17 protein-coding genes are annotated in these 16,630 nt (G+C 62.1%); 13 read left to right on the forward strand and 4 right to left on the reverse strand.

The window, feature by feature from the left end; genetic code table 11:
- Nucleotides 1–122 precede the first annotated feature (122 nt).
- Genes metX through GTP46_RS02380 form a run of 5 tightly spaced genes read left to right on the forward strand, consistent with a single transcriptional unit; the run spans nucleotide 123 to nucleotide 4,871 of the window.
- Nucleotides 123–1,271: a homoserine O-succinyltransferase MetX gene (gene metX, locus GTP46_RS02360; protein ID WP_161005023.1), complete on the forward strand. Its 1,149-nt coding sequence runs from the start codon at nucleotides 123–125 to the stop codon at nucleotides 1,269–1,271.
- Nucleotides 1,268–1,870, forward strand: coding sequence for a methionine biosynthesis protein MetW (gene metW, locus GTP46_RS02365; RefSeq protein WP_161005024.1), 603 nt, complete (start codon nucleotides 1,268–1,270; stop codon nucleotides 1,868–1,870). The genes metX and metW overlap by 4 nt, the downstream gene beginning before the upstream one ends.
- Nucleotides 1,870–3,117, forward strand: a complete 1,248-nt coding sequence (locus GTP46_RS02370) for an AmpG family muropeptide MFS transporter (protein ID WP_161005025.1) — start codon at nucleotides 1,870–1,872, stop codon at nucleotides 3,115–3,117. Before metW ends, GTP46_RS02370 begins: the two co-directional genes overlap by 1 nt.
- A complete protein-coding gene (locus tag GTP46_RS02375; RefSeq protein WP_161005026.1) occupies nucleotides 3,104–3,979 on the forward strand; it encodes a M48 family metallopeptidase in 876 nt (291 codons plus the stop codon). The genes GTP46_RS02370 and GTP46_RS02375 overlap by 14 nt, the downstream gene beginning before the upstream one ends.
- A gap of 1 nt (nucleotide 3,980) precedes the next feature.
- The gene (locus GTP46_RS02380; RefSeq protein WP_161005027.1) at nucleotides 3,981–4,871 is read left to right on the forward strand and encodes a pseudouridine synthase; all 891 of its coding nucleotides are present in this window, start codon (nucleotides 3,981–3,983) and stop codon (nucleotides 4,869–4,871) included.
- Between the two features lie 3 nt (nucleotides 4,872–4,874).
- Here GTP46_RS02380 and GTP46_RS02385 read toward each other — a convergent pair whose 3' ends face one another.
- Together GTP46_RS02385 and GTP46_RS02390 are read right to left on the reverse strand one after the other, a co-directional pair.
- The gene (locus GTP46_RS02385) at nucleotides 4,875–7,901 is read right to left on the reverse strand and encodes a beta strand repeat-containing protein (protein ID WP_161005028.1); all 3,027 of its coding nucleotides are present in this window, start codon (nucleotides 7,899–7,901) and stop codon (nucleotides 4,875–4,877) included.
- Between the two features lie 146 nt (nucleotides 7,902–8,047).
- Nucleotides 8,048–8,821, reverse strand: coding sequence for an exodeoxyribonuclease III (locus tag GTP46_RS02390; RefSeq protein ID WP_161005029.1), 774 nt, complete (start codon nucleotides 8,819–8,821; stop codon nucleotides 8,048–8,050).
- A gap of 78 nt (nucleotides 8,822–8,899) precedes the next feature.
- Here GTP46_RS02390 and pyrE point away from each other — a divergent pair, with 78 nt between their 5' ends.
- From pyrE to GTP46_RS02425, 7 genes are all read left to right on the forward strand, one after another.
- On the forward strand, nucleotides 8,900–9,574 hold the full coding sequence (gene pyrE, locus GTP46_RS02395) for an orotate phosphoribosyltransferase (protein WP_161005030.1): 675 nt from the start codon (nucleotides 8,900–8,902) through the stop codon (nucleotides 9,572–9,574).
- Between the two features lie 75 nt (nucleotides 9,575–9,649).
- Complete coding sequence (locus tag GTP46_RS02400) at nucleotides 9,650–10,021, forward strand: hypothetical protein (protein WP_161005031.1); 372 nt, start codon at nucleotides 9,650–9,652, stop codon at nucleotides 10,019–10,021.
- Complete coding sequence (locus tag GTP46_RS02405; RefSeq protein WP_161005032.1) at nucleotides 10,021–10,866, forward strand: alpha/beta fold hydrolase; 846 nt, start codon at nucleotides 10,021–10,023, stop codon at nucleotides 10,864–10,866. Before GTP46_RS02400 ends, GTP46_RS02405 begins: the two co-directional genes overlap by 1 nt.
- A 118-nt stretch (nucleotides 10,867–10,984) precedes the next feature.
- Nucleotides 10,985–11,545, forward strand: coding sequence for a transcriptional regulator (locus tag GTP46_RS02410; RefSeq protein ID WP_161005033.1), 561 nt, complete (start codon nucleotides 10,985–10,987; stop codon nucleotides 11,543–11,545).
- Nucleotides 11,542–12,111, forward strand: a complete 570-nt coding sequence (locus GTP46_RS02415; RefSeq protein ID WP_161005034.1) for a transcriptional regulator — start codon at nucleotides 11,542–11,544, stop codon at nucleotides 12,109–12,111. Before GTP46_RS02410 ends, GTP46_RS02415 begins: the two co-directional genes overlap by 4 nt.
- A complete protein-coding gene (locus tag GTP46_RS02420; RefSeq protein WP_161005035.1) occupies nucleotides 12,108–13,169 on the forward strand; it encodes a sensor histidine kinase in 1,062 nt (353 codons plus the stop codon). The genes GTP46_RS02415 and GTP46_RS02420 overlap by 4 nt, the downstream gene beginning before the upstream one ends.
- Nucleotides 13,166–13,903 (forward strand): LytR/AlgR family response regulator transcription factor, encoded by a 738-nt coding sequence (locus tag GTP46_RS02425; protein ID WP_161005036.1) that lies wholly within the window; start codon nucleotides 13,166–13,168, stop codon nucleotides 13,901–13,903. Before GTP46_RS02420 ends, GTP46_RS02425 begins: the two co-directional genes overlap by 4 nt.
- Here GTP46_RS02425 and GTP46_RS02430 read toward each other — a convergent pair.
- Together GTP46_RS02430 and GTP46_RS02435 are read right to left on the reverse strand one after the other, a co-directional pair.
- The gene (locus GTP46_RS02430; protein WP_161005037.1) at nucleotides 13,890–15,182 is read right to left on the reverse strand and encodes an ATP-binding protein; all 1,293 of its coding nucleotides are present in this window, start codon (nucleotides 15,180–15,182) and stop codon (nucleotides 13,890–13,892) included. The genes GTP46_RS02425 and GTP46_RS02430 overlap by 14 nt on opposite strands.
- On the reverse strand, nucleotides 15,179–15,856 hold the full coding sequence (locus GTP46_RS02435; protein ID WP_161005038.1) for a response regulator: 678 nt from the start codon (nucleotides 15,854–15,856) through the stop codon (nucleotides 15,179–15,181). The genes GTP46_RS02430 and GTP46_RS02435 overlap by 4 nt, the downstream gene beginning before the upstream one ends.
- Nucleotides 15,857–16,050: 194 nt before the next feature.
- On the opposite strand from GTP46_RS02435, the gene GTP46_RS02440 reads away from it, so the two are divergent.
- Entirely contained in the window at nucleotides 16,051–16,629 is a 579-nt protein-coding gene (locus tag GTP46_RS02440; RefSeq protein WP_161005039.1) for an outer membrane beta-barrel protein, read from the forward strand.
- Nucleotide 16,630: the final 1 nt, after the last annotated feature.

A 16,630-nucleotide genomic window follows, 5' to 3' on the forward strand; every position in this document is an offset into this window, starting at 1 on the left:
TGTCTTCGGCGCCACGCCTAGCTGTGAGCATTTTGTAGCCATCCCTAAGTGGCGGAACCCACCCTCGCGGTTCCGCCTTGATAGATGGCCCGCGGGGCCGCCCCATAAAAACACAATCAACAATGTCATCCCTGGGATACGTTAAGCCGCAAACCATGCATTTTGCCGAGCCCCTGCTCCTGCAAAGCGGCGCGTCGCTACGCGACTATATGCTGATGTATGAAACCTACGGCACGCTGAACGCCGACAAATCCAACGCGGTGCTGGTGTGCCACGCACTGAACGCCTCGCACCACGTGGCCGGCGAATATGAGGGACTAGCGAAAAGCACCGGCTGGTGGGACAATATGGTCGGTCCGGGCAAGCCGCTGGACACCAACAAGTTCTTCGTCATCGGCGTGAATAACCTCGGCTCCTGCTTCGGCTCCACTGGCCCTATGCACACCAATCCGGCCACCGGCAAGCCATATGGCGCCAGCTTCCCGGTGGTGACGGTGGAGGACTGGGTCGCCGCGCAAGCGCGTTTGGCCGATCAACTGGGCATCCAACAATTTGCCGCCGTCATGGGCGGCTCGCTGGGCGGCATGCAGGCGCTGTCGTGGGCCATCAGCTATCCTGACCGTTTGCGCCACTGCGTGGTGATCGCTTCGACCGCCAAGCTGTCGGCGCAGAACATCGCGTTTAACGACGTGGCGCGGCAGGCGATTTTGTCGGACCCCGATTATCGCGGCGGTGATTTTTACGAGCATGGCGTGGTGCCGAAGAACGGCCTGCGCGTAGCGCGCATGGTGGGCCACATCACCTACCTGTCGGACGACGACATGGCTGAGAAGTTCGGCCGCAAGCTGCGCGACGTGGCGAAATCGGGCGACTACAAATTCGACTTCGGCGTCGACTTTGAAATCGAATCCTACCTGCGCTATCAGGGCGACAAATTCAGCGAATACTTCGACGCCAACACCTATCTGCTGATCACCAAGGCACTCGATTACTTCGACCCTGCGCGCCTGCATGACGGCGACCTGGCCAGGACACTGGCCGGCGTGAAGGCCAAGTTTTTCCTGGCTTCCTTCACCACCGACTGGCGTTTCTCGCCGGAGCGCAGCCGTGAAATTGTGCAGGCGCTGGTCAGCAACCGTAGCCAGGTTACCTATGGCGAGATCGATGCGCCGCACGGCCACGACGCCTTCCTGCTGGAAGACCCGCGCTACATGAATATGGTGCGCGCCTATTACGGCCAGGTGTGGAATGAAATCGAGGGCAAGGTATGAATTTCAATGATTTGAACGGCGCGCGGCCTGACCTGGCCTTTATCGCGCACTGGGTGCAGGACCAGGCGCACGTGCTGGATCTGGGCTGCGGCGACGGCGTGATGATGGACTATCTGCAGAGCGACAAGCAATGCAGCGGCTACGGCATCGAGCTGGCCGACGACGAGGTACTGGCCAGCACTAGGCGCGGTGTGCGCGTGATCCAGCAGGATATGGAAAAAGGGCTGGCGCTGTTTGGCGATAACACCTTCGACACGGTGCTGTGCCTGTCGTCGCTGCAGATGATGAAGCATGTGGAGGCACTGCTGCGCGACATCGTCCGCGTTGGCAAGGAAGCCATCGTTTCGTTCCCCAACTTCGCCTACTGGCCGCACCGCGTGGCCTTGCTGAAGGGTCGCATGCCGGTGTCGGAATCGCTGCCGTACGAATGGTACGACACGCCCAACGTGCGCTGCGCCACCATCACCGACTTCCGCGACCTGGCGGAGGAATGTGGGCTGGAAGTGATCGAATGTGTGGCGCTGGCAGAGGGGAAGCGTGTATCCTTCCTGCCTAACTTGCGCGGCGATCTTGCCGTCTTCAGACTACGAAAAAAATAATGACCCAGACCTCGCCTTGGTACAGCTATATCAACGGACGCACCGTTTCCATCCTGTTCCTCGGCTTTAGTTCCGGGCTTCCGCTGTACACGCTGATCTACTTGATGCAAGCGTTTCTTGCCACGGCAGGTCTGAGTCTACAAGCGCTTGGGCTGTTTGGCCTGGTGTTGTTCCCATATACGTTCAAGTTCCTGTGGGCGCCGTTTATGGACCGCTACACCGTGCTGCCGCTGGGACGGCGGCGCGGCTGGATGGCGGTAACGCAGCTTGCACTGTTTGTCCTGATTGGTCTGCTGGGGATGTGTGATCCCAAGGCCGGGCAGTGGCTGATTGGCGGCGCTGCATTCCTGGTGGCCTTTACGTCAGCCAGCCAGGACGTGGTGATCGACGCTTACCGGCGCGAGATCCTGGCAGAGGAAGAGCAGGGTCTGGGCGCGGCCATCATCGTCAATGCCTACAAGGCTTCCAGCCTGATCCCGAGCGCTTTGGGACTGGTGATGGCAGCCAGCCAGCCGTGGCAAATCGTGTTCTGGACCGTGGCGGCGTTCATGCTGCCGGGCTTTATCTGCACGCTGGTGGCCAAGGAGCCAGCGCTGTACGGCACGCCGCCAAAGAATTTGCAGGAAGCGGTGGTGCTGCCGTTCCGCGAGTTCGTGCAGCGCGACGGCATGAAACAGGCATTGTTCATCATCGCCTTTATCTTGCTGTACAAAATTGGCGACTCCATGAGCACTGCGCTGTCGACCAAGTTCTTCCTCGATACCGGCTTCACTACCAAGCAAATTGGCTTGGCTGCCAACGCCACCGGCTGGTGGGCGGCATTCGCAGGCGGCGCGGTGGGCGGCATCTGGATGATCAAGCTGGGTATCAACCGCGCGCTGTGGGTGTTTGGCGTGCTGCAGGCGCTGGCCATTCTCGGTTTCGCGTGGCTGGCCCAGGTGGGGCCGGATCCGGTGCTGCTGAGCGCCGTCTACGGCTTCGAGGCGTTTGCCAGCCCGGGACTGGGTGCGGCTGCGCTGGTGGCCTTCATGTCGCGTGCTACCGACCCGCGCTACACGGCCACCCAGTACGCGCTGTTTTCCAGTTTGGCCGCGGTGCCGCGCACCTTCATTAATTCGTCGGTAGGGTATATTGTTGCGGAAACCGGGTGGTTCTGGTTCTTTATCGTGTGCTTCATCCTGGCCTTCCCGGCGATGATGATGCTGCCGAAAATCGCTCCGTGGAATAGTCGACATGAAAAACCTTAAATTGAAAGCTGTGCTGCTGGCGCTTCTCATCAGCGCTGCAGCACTGGCACAGGACGACGGCATCCCCGTCAAAAAACTGTCGCCGCTGCGCGGCCTGGCCGGTGGTGACTCGCGCCAGTTCGACGAGCAGTCCAAGCTGCAGTACCAGCAGATGCTGGCCGAGGCGCACCAGAAGGACGCCGTCGCCACCGACCGCAATCCGCAGCTGATCCGCCTGCGTGCGATTGCCAATCGCTTGATCCCGTTCACCTCGCGCTGGAATCCGGACGCTGCCAAATGGGACTGGCAAGTCAACCTGTTGAATTCCCCAACCGTGAATGCGTTCTGCATGCCGGGTGGCCGTATCGCCTTCTACAACGGCATCCTGGTCAAACTGAACCTGACCGACGATGAAGTGGCAATGGTGATGGGCCACGAAATCGCCCACGCGCTGCGCGAGCACGCGCGCGAGCAGGCCGGCAAGAACAACGCTACCTCGCTGGTGGCACGCCTGGCTGGTGCTGCCGGTGCGGCTTACTTCGGCCTCGACCCGCGCGTCGGCGATGCGGTCGGCAGTGGTGCCGCCAAGATGGCGTCTCTGAGCTTCTCGCGCAGCGACGAGAGCGAGGCTGACCTGGTCGGCATGGACCTGGCCGCGCGCGCCGGTTTCGATCCACGCGCCGGCATCGCGCTGTGGCAGAAGATGAGCGCCGTGAACAAGAGCCAGCCTTTGCCCTTCCTGTCGACTCACCCGAGCGGCAATCAGCGCATCGAGGATATGAACAAGAATATGTACCTGGTGCTGCCGGTGTTCGCACGCACCAAGGGCCTCGATCCGAACAAGCTGCCGCCTTATCGTTCGATCGCGCTGCCGAAGTCCTGATATGTCGCGTTTTCCGCTGCCCATGCGCGACGGTGTCGCGCCCAGCTACCTGTATCTGCCGGAGGGCGACTGGCCCGACCTGATCAGCTTCCTGGTGGCGCGCTTCGAGGACGTGAGCGAAGCCGCGTGGCGTGCCCGCATGGCGCGCGGCGATGTGGTTGATGGCGACGGCCAGCCGCTCACGCCATCGAGCCGTTTCAAGCGTGGCCTGCGCATCTTCTACTACCGCGAGCTGGAAGAACCGGAAACGCCGATCCCGTTCAAGGAAGAGATCCTGCATCTGGATGAGCACCTGGTGGTGGTCGATAAGCCGCACTTCCTGCCGGTGATTCCGTCCGGCCGCTTCCTGCACGAGACCCTGCTGGTACGCCTGCGCAAAACGCTGGACGAGGAAGATCTGGTACCGATCCATCGGCTGGACCGCGAGACGGCGGGCGTGGTGATCTTCTCGCGCAATGCGGCCAGCCGCGGCACCTATCAATCGATGTTCCAGAAACGCGTGATCGAGAAGGAATATGAAGCGCTGGCGCCGCGCTTGCGCGATGTGCAGTTCCCCTTTACCTATCGCAGCCGCATGGAAGAAGGCGATAAATTCTTCGTCATGAAGGAAGTGGCGGGCGAGCCGAATTCCGAAACCGTGATCGACGTGATCGAGCATCGCGGCGAGCTGACTTTATACCGCCTGCATCCGCACACGGGACGCCAGCACCAGTTGCGCGTGCACCTGTCCGCGCTCGGCGTCCCGATTGTCAACGACGCCTTCTATCCGGTGGCGCTGCCGTGCAAGCAGGACGACGTGTCGCAACCCTTGCAGCTGCTGGCGCGCGCCATCAGCTTTACCGATCCGCTGAGCGGCGAACGGCGCGAGTTCCGCTCGCGCCGCAGGCTCTGAAGGTCACGCGGTGCCGGTGCTCAGGGTGACGTGGATCGACGTGGCGATCAGGATGGCAATGGTGCTGGTGCTCAGGTCCGTGTAGATCTCATAGCCGCTGGTCGAACCGGTGTGACCCCACACCAGGCTTTCCAGCGAGACCGAGGTGGAGGTGCCGCCACCGGAATTGTCGATCACCAGATGATCAGCGTCGGTCAGGTGATGGACCGAGGCTGCAGTCGTGATGTTCAGCAAATTGGTGCCGCTCGCGCCGAAGTCGATGACGTCGACGCCAGTCGAGCTGCCCAGCGCACTCGATAGCGTGAAGCTGCTGGCGTTGCTAAGTTTGAGGGAGTCGATGCCGGTGCCCAGGCTGAGTACCGCGCCGGTCAGCGACGATAGCGTGATGAAGTCCTGGGCGGTGGTGGTGGTGATGTGGGCGTTGGCGCCAGCTTTGACGACATTGACGCTGCCGCCGCCGGTAACGACGGTGGAATTGTCGCCGGTGGTGACCAGCACATTGGCGCCGGCGGTGATGGCCGAGTTGCTGCCCGTCGTGATGGTGCCGCCGTCGCCACCGACCACCACCGAGCTGCTGCCGACCGTGATGGTGTCGACGCCAGTGCCGCCAAAGACGATGGTGTTGTTGTCGCTCGCATGACTGTAGGTGACGCCGCTGTTGGACAGATAGTAGGCCGGGTTGTTCGCACCCAGCTTGATGAAGGTCGAGATATTGCCATACTGGTCGGACAGGCGCAGGCCGTAGTTGTCGCCCAGCGAGCCGGAGATGCCGCTCAGTGCCCAAGTCGAAACGCCTTCGCCGACAAAGGTGGTGCTGGCCTTGACCCAGCTCACGCCGTGGTTGAAGGTGACCTCTACGAATTCATTGGAAAAATCGACACTGCCGGCGACCGCGCCGCCGATGCTGCTGGCGCCGCTGCTGAAGGCGTTGGGCGTGCCGACCACGCTGGCGGTCGAGGCCACCGTATCGACCACCAGCGGTTTGCTGATGCTGGTGATGCCGCTGTCGATGCCGTCCACGGTTTGCTTGACCTGGACCTGGTCCATCGCATAGGTGCCGTCAACCAGCGTGAAGGAGCCGTTGGCAGTGCCGCCCAGGTGCCAGGTGTCGGTGCTGCTGGTGCGGTAGTACCAGTGGGAGGATGCCGCCACGCCGGTGACGCTGATGGTGTGGTTGTTGGTCAGGCCATCCTTGTACTGCGCCGAGCTGGTGTCGGTGTTAGAGGCCGGCGCGGTGTCGACGTAGGACATGGTCAGCAAGGGCGTGCTCGATCCGCTGTAGGTGCCGGCTGTGACGAAGTGCAGCATCGGCGTATCGCCGGTGATGCCGACATTGCCGGCCAAATCGGTCACCACTGCGCCCTTCACCGTGTAATGGGTGCCGCTGGTAAGCGCGCTGCCAAGGTTGATGGTCAGCTGGGTGCCGCTGGCCGCGCTGCTGGCCAGCGTGACTTGCTGGAAGTTGGACGGGTTGGCGTCATCGACGATGGTGACCACGGTGCCGTCGGCAATCGCGATGTTTTCGTCGAAGGTGAACACCAGCTTATCCAACCCGGTGCTGACCGAGGTGGCGCCTTCCACTGGCGCGATGGCCGATACCGTCGGCGCCGTGCTGTCGATGGTGACGGTGGTGGCGCCGCTGGCGGCCGCGGTGTTGCCGGCCATGTCGAGGATGCGCGCGGCCAGCGTGTGGGCGCCGTCGGTCAGCGCGCCGAGGTTGATGTCGACCGTGGTGCGTGCGGTCGGGTTGTATTCGTCGATGCTGAAATAGTCGTCGCCGTAGTACAGGTCGGAAGCTAAAATCACGTAGCTGCCCACCACGGCCGAGCTGTGGCTGGTATCGAGGATCTGGATGGTGTCGCCGGCATGGAAACCGGTCAGGCCGGCCACGTTCAGCGTGACCTTGGACGCGGCCGTGGTGATGCCGTCACTGGACGACACGCCGCTGTCGGTAGAACTTGGCAGCGTCAGCGCATGGTCGGCCAGCGACACTGTGCTGGTGAGCAGCTGGTAGTCGGCCGAGGCCAGCTCGCTGGTGTTGCCGGCCGCATCGGTCACGCGCGCCTGCAGTGTGTTGGCGCCGCTGGCCAAGTTGATGCTACCGCTCGTGTGCCAGCTGCCAGCGCTGGCAACGGCGTTGATCCAGTTAGCGCCGCCGTCGACCGAAACTTGCAAGATCTGGCCGTCCAGCAGCGTGCCGCCATAGGTGCCGCTGATCGTCTGGGCAGTGGTGTTGGTGATCAGGTCGGTGCTGCTGGTGCCAGTGTCAGCGGAAAAACTCATCGCGCCGCTCACCTCGATTGCTATCGGGTGGCTGTTGTACACATAGCTATGACTGGCGCTGCCGCTGGTGCCGCCGGCGAGGTTGCTGACGCGCGCCAGCAGGGTGCCGTTGAGCGCGTCGCCGGCGCCGTGGGTCAGGTTGGACAGGTTGATCTCGCCGCGGTAAGACCAGGTGTGGCCCTCTCCAGGCGTGGCCTTGAACCAGCTGGCGCCGTTGTCCAGCGACACCTGGATGAAGTCGCTCTCGCCCAGCGTGCCGGTGTAGGTGCCGCTCATGGTTTGTGTGGCCGACACGGTAATGTAGTCGGTGCTGCTGACGCCGGTATCGGTGAAGTGGATGTCGGAACCGATCACCGCCGACGGCGTGGCCGGCGCGCCGCTGGCGCCGCTGCTGGTGAACTTGAACAGGGTGGTCGAGCCGATGCGAGCGTTGGGTTCGTGGGCGGTGTTGATCACGGTGCCGCTGTTCATGGTGACGCTGTAATTGAGGCCGCTCTTGAGCGGCGTCGCCAGGTGGACCACGATATCGGTGCCGCTGTAGGCCAGCGCGGTGTCGCCCGATGCCAGCACGCGCTTGTCGGTGGCGCCAACGATGCGGCTGGATAGCCCGGTTTCGCCGACAAAGGCCTGGCTGAATCCGTCGCTGACCACAATCGCACCTGTGCCGGCCGAGACTGCGCTATCGAAATGCAGGGTGATGGTCGAGTTATCGGACGAGGAGACGGACAGCAGGGCGGGCGAGGTCATGGCAGTTTGAGAGTTATCCTGGGCGAGCGTCAATGATAACAATGAACCATAGATATTTCTAATTCGTAAATTTCATATCGCAATGTTTGTGCGGCGAAACAACGAACTCGCTGCGCCCGACCTGGCGGACGCAGCGAAGTGGGGACTTACACCGCGCCGTATTCGATGGTCAGCGGGGCGTGGTCGGAGAACTTTTCGTCCTTGTAGATGGCGACGGCGGTGGCCTTGGCGGCGATGCCTGGGGTGGCCACGTGGTAGTCGATGCGCCAGCCGACGTTCTTGGCGTAGGCCTGGCCGCGGTTGCTCCACCAGGTGTATTGCTCTTCGCGCGGGTCGAGGCCGCGGTGGACATCGACGTAGCCGACTTCGTCGAAGATGCGGGTCATCCACTCGCGCTCTTCCGGCAGGAAGCCGGAGTTCTTCTTGTTGCCCTTCCAGTTCTTCAGGTCGATCTCTTTGTGGGCGATGTTCCAGTCGCCGCAGATCACCACTTCGCGGCCTTCCGCGTGCAGCGCTTGCAGGTGCGGCAGGAACAGGTCCATGAAGCGGAACTTGGCTTCCTGGCGCTCCGGGCCGGACGAGCCGGATGGGCAGTAGACCGAAATCACGGTCAGCTTGCCGAAGTCGCATTGCACGTAACGGCCTTCCGCATCGAACTCAGGCGAGCCGAAGCCGATCACCACGCGGTCCGGTTCGATCTTGCTGTAGACGCCGGTGCCGGAATAGCCTTTTTTCTCGGCATAGTGGAAGTGGCCGTGGTAGCCGCCCGGGTTGAGGAATTCCGGTGTCATGTCCGGCGCTTGCGCCTTCAGTTCTTGCACGCAGACGAAGTCGGCGTCCTGCTTGGCCAGCCAGGTGAAGAAGCCTTTGCTGGAGGCGGAGCGGATGCCGTTCAAGTTGGCGGAGATGATTTTTGGCATAGAGAGTCAGGGCAGAAAATACGGAATGCGCTAGTGTAGCGGTAAAATACGGGCACTTTAAAGAAATGAGGCATCAAGATGAGCAATACCACTTCCTTACGTCAGGACTTTATCCAGTTTTCGGTCAACACTGGTGTGCTGCGCTTCGGCGAATTCACCACCAAGGCTGGCCGCCAGTCGCCGTATTTCTTCAACGCCGGCCTGTTCCATGATGGCGCCACCCTGGCCCAGCTGGCGCAGTTCTACGCCCAGACCCTGCTGGATTCCGGCGTGCAGTTCGACATGCTGTTTGGCCCGGCCTACAAGGGCATCACGCTGGCATCGGCCACCGCCGTAGCGCTGGCCGGCAAAGGCCGCAACACCTCGTTTGCCTTCAACCGCAAGGAAGCCAAAGACCACGGCGAAGGCGGCACCATCGTTGGCGCCAAGCTGCAAGGCAAAGTCGTGATCATCGACGACGTGATTTCGGCCGGCACCTCGGTACGCGAATCGGTGGAAATGATACGCGCCGCCGGTGCTGAACCGTGCGCCGTGCTGATCGCGCTGGACCGCATGGAACGCGCCGGCAAGGACGGCCAGATGTCGGAACTGTCGGCGGTGCAGGAAGTAACCGAAAAGTACGGCATCCCGGTGATTTCGATCGGCAACCTGGATGACCTGTTCAGTTTCCTGAACGGCGCCGGTGCAGATCCGCAACTGGCGCAGCACAAAGATGCCGTGGCCGCGTACCGCACCCGCTACGGCATTGCCTAATTGCCTATATTGCTAGACTTTGAAATTTCTATGGTGTAACCTTATTTTTGGTAGGAGACCAAAAAAGGTAGACCAATGAATATCGCAACACTGAAGGTACACGGCGACGACGAAGGTTTGGCAGACATCCGTGATGGCCTGCCGACCGAACCGCACGGCGACTGGCAAAAGGGCGACGTTAAGCCCGACGGCCGGATACGCATCGACTCCGGTTTTTACGTGGCCATCGGCACCGAACAGAATCCGGACGAGCTGCTCAAGCAAATCCGTTTTTACCTGGGCGAGTGCCAGGCGCGCGGCATCCACTTCGAACGTTCCGACGTCGCGGCCGAGCTGCGCGTATCCTTCCCCGTCGACCAGGGCGCCTCGACGCCTAGCCTCGACTTCTCGCTGTCCGACATGGCGCTGCTGGTCGAGATGGGCATCAACCTGAGCATCACTGCCTGATGCGCTTCGCCGAGGACAAGCTTGCGCACTTCGCCGCAGGGCAGGGTGCGCAGCGGCGCGTCCACGTGTGGGAGCCGGCCGCGCCGCGCGCGGTCATCCTCGCCATCCACGGCGGCATGGCGCATGGCGGTGATTACGTCACTCCGGCGCTATACTTCCGCCAGCACGGCATTGCCACCGTGGCCTACGATTTGTGCGGCCACCAGGATGCGCGCCGTGTCGATATCCCCGGTTTCAACGTCTTCCTCGATGACAGCCTGCTGTTCCTGCAGTGGGTCAAGCAGCATTATCCCGGCTTGCCGATTTATGTGATGGGCCATTCGATGGGCGCTTTGATTGCGACCCATCTGGCGCTCGGCCACTTCGCCGGCGAGGCGGCGATCAAAGGCTACATCCTGTCGTCACCGTATTACGTCAACGCGATCAAAGTGTCGCCGGTGCTGCTGGCGCTGGCCGGCGTTCTGGAAGCGCTGGCGCCGCGCATGAAGGTGCCGCTGGAATCGCTCACGCACCAGCTCACGCACGACAGCGCGATCACCGCCCGTCATTACGACGATGAGCGCGACGGCATCCGCGCCACGGAAATCACGGTCCGCTTTGGCAGCGCGCTGACCAAGGCGCAGCAAGGACTGGCCGCGCGCATGCCTTCCTGGACCCAGCCGCTGTTCGCAGTGGTGGCCGGTGATGACAAGCTGGCCGACGCCGATGCGGCCGAAGCGATGCTGCGCAGCGTGCCTGCGCCGCTGCTGACCTACCAGCGCTATCCGCAGAACTTCCATGAAAATTTCAATGAGCTCAATCGCGAGCAGATTTTTGCCGACATCCTGAAATGGATGGAAGGGTAATCGGCTTCAGGCCGCGCTTATCCGCACCGGCTTGCGCTTATCGCATCGTCAACACAGCTTGCGCGGTACGATGCACAGTAGCGCTCATGACAATCGGTCATGTCCCCCTGGAGAGAATATGAAGCACATTATCGTTAGCGCCATCCTGCTGGCTGTTTTGAGCGCGGCCGCCAGCGCCGCGCCGGTTGAAGGCTGGATCTTGAGCGGCGGCGCCGCCAAATCGTACGAGATTGGCGAAGACAGTGCCGAATCGGTCAGCGGCAAGGCTTCGCGCTTCATTCGCTATGTCGACGGCAACGATGCGGAATTCGGCACCTTGATGCAGCAGATCTCGGCCAATCACTATCGCGGCAAACGCGTGCGCTTTCAGGCGATGGTGAAAACGCGCGACGTCAGCCAGTGGGCCGGCTTGTGGATGAGCGCCATCCTGCCGGGTCAGCAATATCCGGCGGCGTTCTATAACAGCCAGGATAAGCCGATCAGCGGCAGCACGGACTGGCAGCTGCGCAGCGTTACGCTGGATATTCCCGAAGATGCGGCTTCGCTGAATTTCGGCGTGATCGATGCCGGTAAAGGACAGGTCTGGATCGATCGTCTGTCGCTGGAAGTGGTGGGCCGCGAGGTGCCAGTGGATATGATGCCTGGCCGTCATGCGCCGTCGGACACGCCGTCGTTATGAAAATCGTCCACGTCATCGCGGCCATGGTGGCCGCTACCTCGCTGTGGGTGGTGGCGGCGGAATCGGTCGGCAAGTTGCCGCCGCCGTGGTTCGTTTCGGGCGATCACGCCACCTCTTACGTGGCCGGCATCGACAACGTCGACACCACCAGCGGCAAGGGCGCCAAGTTCCTGCGCTATGCGCAGGGTGAGGACAAGGGCTATGGCTCGCTAGTGCAGGTGATTTCGGCGCAGCGCTATCTCGGCCAGCGCGTGCGTTTCCGCGCCATGATCAAGACGCGCGATGTGAGCAACTGGGCCGGCCTATGGATGCAAGTGCAGGCGCAGCAGCGGCCCAACGCCGCCTTCTACAACAGCCGCGACCAGCCAATCAAAGGCACGGCCACATGGCAGGTGCGTAGCGTGACACTGGACGTGCCGGAAGACGGCACCACCATCTCCTTCGGTGTGATCAACTCCGGCAGCGGCCAGGTGTGGATCGATGAACTATCCTTCGACGTGGTGGACAAGAATGTGCCGGTGGATGTGATGCCGCCTTCGCGCCTGCCGGAGAAGCCGGTTCTATGATGGCGTTTGCTGCATGGAGTGGTACTGATCCCGGCGGTGCGCCGCAAGCGCTGCAGCGGGTGGCGGCGTGCTCGCCGCGCCAAGCTGCGGCAAGTGCGCTGCTGGTGGCGTTGGCAGCGCTGGCGGCGGTCGAGCTGCGTGCTTACACCTGGCTGGCGCTGCTCGCGGCGTTGCTGCTGCCACTGGGCGCCAGTGCCGCCTTGCTGGTACTGGCGCAGCGCCGTGCCGTCATCCGCACGTGGCTGTCCTTGTGGACCGCGCTGCTGCTACTGGCGCCTGTGGGCGTGGCGGTGGCTGGGTGGATCTACACGCTAGGCCTGTCATGGATAGGCATCGATCCATTGAATGAAACGCAGGTGATGGTGGTGGCCGCGCTGCTGTTCATGCTGCTGTTGGTGCTGCCATTGTGGATGGCGCAGCACCGCGCACGCACGCTGCACATCGCGCAGCTGTCGCAGGCAGCGCTGGCGTCCGATCTGAAGGCACTGCAGGCGCAGATCGAGCCGCACTTCCTGTACAACACCCTGGCCAACACGCGCTATCTGGTGCGTCACGATCCCGAGCGCGCCACCGGCATGCTGGATCATTTGATCGCCTATCTGCGCAGCGCCTTGCCGGATCTGCGTAGCCCAATGTCCACCTTGGGCCGCGAGTGCGAGCTGGCCGGCCACTATCTGGGCCTGATGGCGATACGCTACGGTGAACGCCTGCACGTACAAATTGCGTGTGCAGAAGACGTGAAGAACCTGGCGCTGCCGCCGTTGATGTTGATGCCGCTGGTGGAAAACGCCGTGCAGCATGGCGTCGAACCGCATGCCGGTGCAGTGACAGTTGCAGTGTCTGCACAGCGGGAGCAGGACAGCGTGCGCGTGACGGTACGCGATAACGGCGCCGGTGTCGGCGAGCCGGTGCTGGGCAGCGGCGTTGGACTACGCAATGTGCGCCAGCGATTGGAGGTTTTGTACGGTGCTGATGCCACGCTGCGCTTGAGCGTCGGTGCTGATGGCTGGACCGTTGCCGAATTTACGCTGCCATTGACCCGACGGGAGCCAGCATGAAGCACGCGCCACGCATCCTCATTGCAGACGATGAACCGCTGCTGTGCGCCGAGCTGCAAGCAGAACTCAGCGCGCTGTGGCCTGAAGCGTGTGTGGCGGTGGCCGGCGATGGCATTGAGGCACTACGCATGGCGCGCGAACTGGATCCGGATATCGCCTTCCTCGACATCCGCATGCCCGGCTTGAGTGGGCTGGAAGTGGCGCGCACCTTTGGCTCGCGCACCCACGTGGTATTTGTCACGGCTTATCAGGAGCATGCGCTGGCCGCTTTCGATGAAGGCGCCATCGACTACCTGCTCAAACCATTGGACACTGCGCGGCTGGCACGTACCGTAGAACGCTTGCGTGCAAGGCTAGGCACACCGCCGCCAGACCTGGCGCGGCTGGTGCAGCAGCTGGCGCCGAAGAAGCCACCGGCGTGGCTACAAGCCAGCGTTGGCAGCACCATCCACTTCATCGACCTCAATGAAGTGGTGTACTTTGGATCGGAACTCAAATACACACGCGTGGTTACCGACCAGATGGAAGCGCACATCCGCACGCCATTAAAGGATCTGGCCGAGCAGCTGGAGGAGGCCGGATTCTGGCAAATCCATCGCGGCTACGTGGTGGCGGTGAAGCGCATCGCTGCGGTGAACCGGGATGCCGACGGTGCGCTGTGGCTAACCTTGCGTGGTCACACTGATAAGCTGCCGGTCAGCCAGCGCTTCCAGCACCGCTTCAAGGGAATGTAATCGTGAAGCGCGCGCCGCCCAGCGGCGACGTGTCGACGGTAATCTCGCCGCCGTGCAGCTGGACCGCGCGCGCGGCTATCGACAGCCCAAGGCCGTAGCCGCCGGCCGCATGGTCTTCGTCGCGTGCGAGGCGGAAGAACGGTTCAAACACCTGCGTGCGCGCTTCCGGCGGAATGCCGGGGCCATCGTCTTCAATCATGATGATTAGCCGTTCGCTGCGTGTGGCGGTCAGCGTGATGCACGACTGTGCGTACTTGGTGGCGTTGCCCAACAGGTTGTTGATGGCGCGCGCCAGCAGGCGTGGATCGCCTTGCAGTTCGTTGAGGTCCGGGGCGATGCTGGCGCTGAAGTGCTGCGTTCCGGGTGGCGTGCAAGCCTGCAGCAGCGGCGCCAGCGCAAACGGCTCGCGCGGCATGGCTTGTGCGTGATCGAGCTGCGTCAGGTTGAGTAGTTCATCGACCAGCGTTTTCAGTTCGTTGACATCGGTCTCCATTGCGTCGAGCCGCTTGAGCAGCGCTTCGTCGTCGCCGGCATGGCGGTCGCGCAGCAGCTCCATGCCGAACTCCAGACGAGCAATAGGCGTGCGCAGTTCGTGCGATACCGAGTGCAGAAGATGCTTGCGCGCCTCCAGTAGCGCGGCGATACGCTCGGCCATGTCGTTGATGCGGCCCGCCAGCGGCGCTATGCTGGCGCTACTCGTGGCGCCTGCACGTGCAGCGAGGTTGCCGCGTCCGAAATCATCCGCCACGTGTGACAGCGCTTGCAGGTCGCGCCAGTGTGCGCGCGACCACCAGCCGATCGGCACCAGCAGGAACAGCGCGATGACGGCAAAGCGTATCGCTTCCATGCGCAGCGCGTTGCCGATATCGATAGGCAGGTGCTGAGCGTGGATTACATCGTCGTCGCTGCCGATATAGCGTGCGCCCTGGGTGTCGACACGGCGGTAGTAAGCCTTGCCGGCGACATCCATCACCACCTGACCGCGCAGCAGCGCGTCGCGTTGTCCGGAGGGCAGGGCGGGCAGCGCGGCTTGCAGCGGCAGCAGCTCCAGCGTGACGCCGGAAACTTCGCGCACCTTGTTCAGGCGCGCCAGCCATTCATCGGCAGGCGCCTGGTCGATGTACTGCTCTAGCAGGAAGATCTGGCCGGCCGACTGGCTGCGTGCGATCTGCTCCAACGGATCGCCGGATAGCAAACGGAAAGTGAAGTAAATGACGCAGCTGGCCAAGGTCATGGCCAGCACTACCAGCACTACAAAGCGCCAGAAAATCCGGTTCATTCCCACGCCGATGGGCTGAATAAATAGCCTTCGCCCCACACGGTCTTGATGCGCTCCGTGCCGCCGTCACCGAATTTGCGCCGCAGGCGCGAGATGCAGTTGTCGATGCTGCGATCCAGCCCATCGAACTCGATCCCGCGCATCTTGACCAGGATATCGTTGCGTGACATGACTTTGCCGGAAGCGTCGGCCAGTATCAGGAACAGTTTGAATTCGGCGCTGTTCATCGGCACTTCCTGCGCGCGCCAGAACACGGCGCGATTCTCGCGTGAGATGCGCAGCTGGCCGATGATGATGTCGCTGCTGGCGGTGCTGCTTCCGCGCCGTTGCAAGGCGCGCAGGCGGGCCAGCAGCACGCGCGGCTGCACCGGCTTGTTGACATAATCGTCGGCACCTTGTTCAAGGCCGGAGACTTCGTCGAAGCTGTCTTCGCGCGCGGTGAGGATGAGGATAGGCACGGCGCTCAGTTGGCGCAACTGGCGACACACTACCAGGCCGTCGATGCCGGGCAGCGTCAGGTCGAGGATGACGATGTCGGGCTGGGTGTCACGGAAGCGCTCCAGTGCAAGGTCGCCGCGCGCTACCACATCGACTTGGTAGTCGTAGCCGTCGAGGTATTCCTTGACCAGCGCGGCCAAGCGCACATCGTCTTCCACCAGCATTACACGCTGCATCGCATCTCCTGTTTGGAGCACCATTGTAGTGGAGAGTGCGGCGAAAGTGGTATTTTCGACAATCAGGTACATCCGCGTACACTTTTTATACAAATGCGTCCTACAAATTGCGGACAATTCAGCGACACATCGCGGCGGATTCCTGCGCGGCGCTTTCTTAAGATGAAGGCTCCACCAATCAACAGGAATTCGACATGAACAAATTTGTGTGCAGCACCCTGATCGCTCTTGCCGCCAGTTCGCTGGCGCATGCCGAAGATGCGTATATCGGCGTTGGTATCGGCTCGTTCGGCAAAGGACGCATCAAGTATTTTGACGACGGCGTCACTACCGAGCGCTATTCGGCCAAGCGTGATCCGGCAGTGACGCTGTTTGCAGGCTACGTGCTGTCGCCATCGTGGGCGCTGGAAGCTGGCTATCGCGGCATCGGCGACGAGCAATCGTTTGACCTGTTGCAGGGTTACCAGATGAAGACGCGCACGCGCATGGGCTACCTCGCGGCGCGTAACACTTGGCAGTTGAGCGAGGACTGGTCGTTGTACGGCAAGGTAGGCGTGGCGCAGGGCCGCTTCAACGCTGGCATTGAAGGCAAGGGCGCGCCGGCGTCGGAGACGGTGAAGAAGAATGGCCTGTATCTCGGCCTCGGTGCGGCGTACGCGGTCAGCAAGGACGTGTCGCTGCAACTGGAGCTTGAGCACACGGACAAAATAAAACAGCAAGGACTGAGCGTGTCGATGGATCGCGTTTCGCTCGGTGTACGCGTCGGTTTTTAAG

The sequence above is a fragment of the Duganella flavida genome (assembly GCF_009857445.1).
Lineage (GTDB): Bacteria > Pseudomonadota > Gammaproteobacteria > Burkholderiales > Burkholderiaceae_D > Rugamonas > Rugamonas flavida.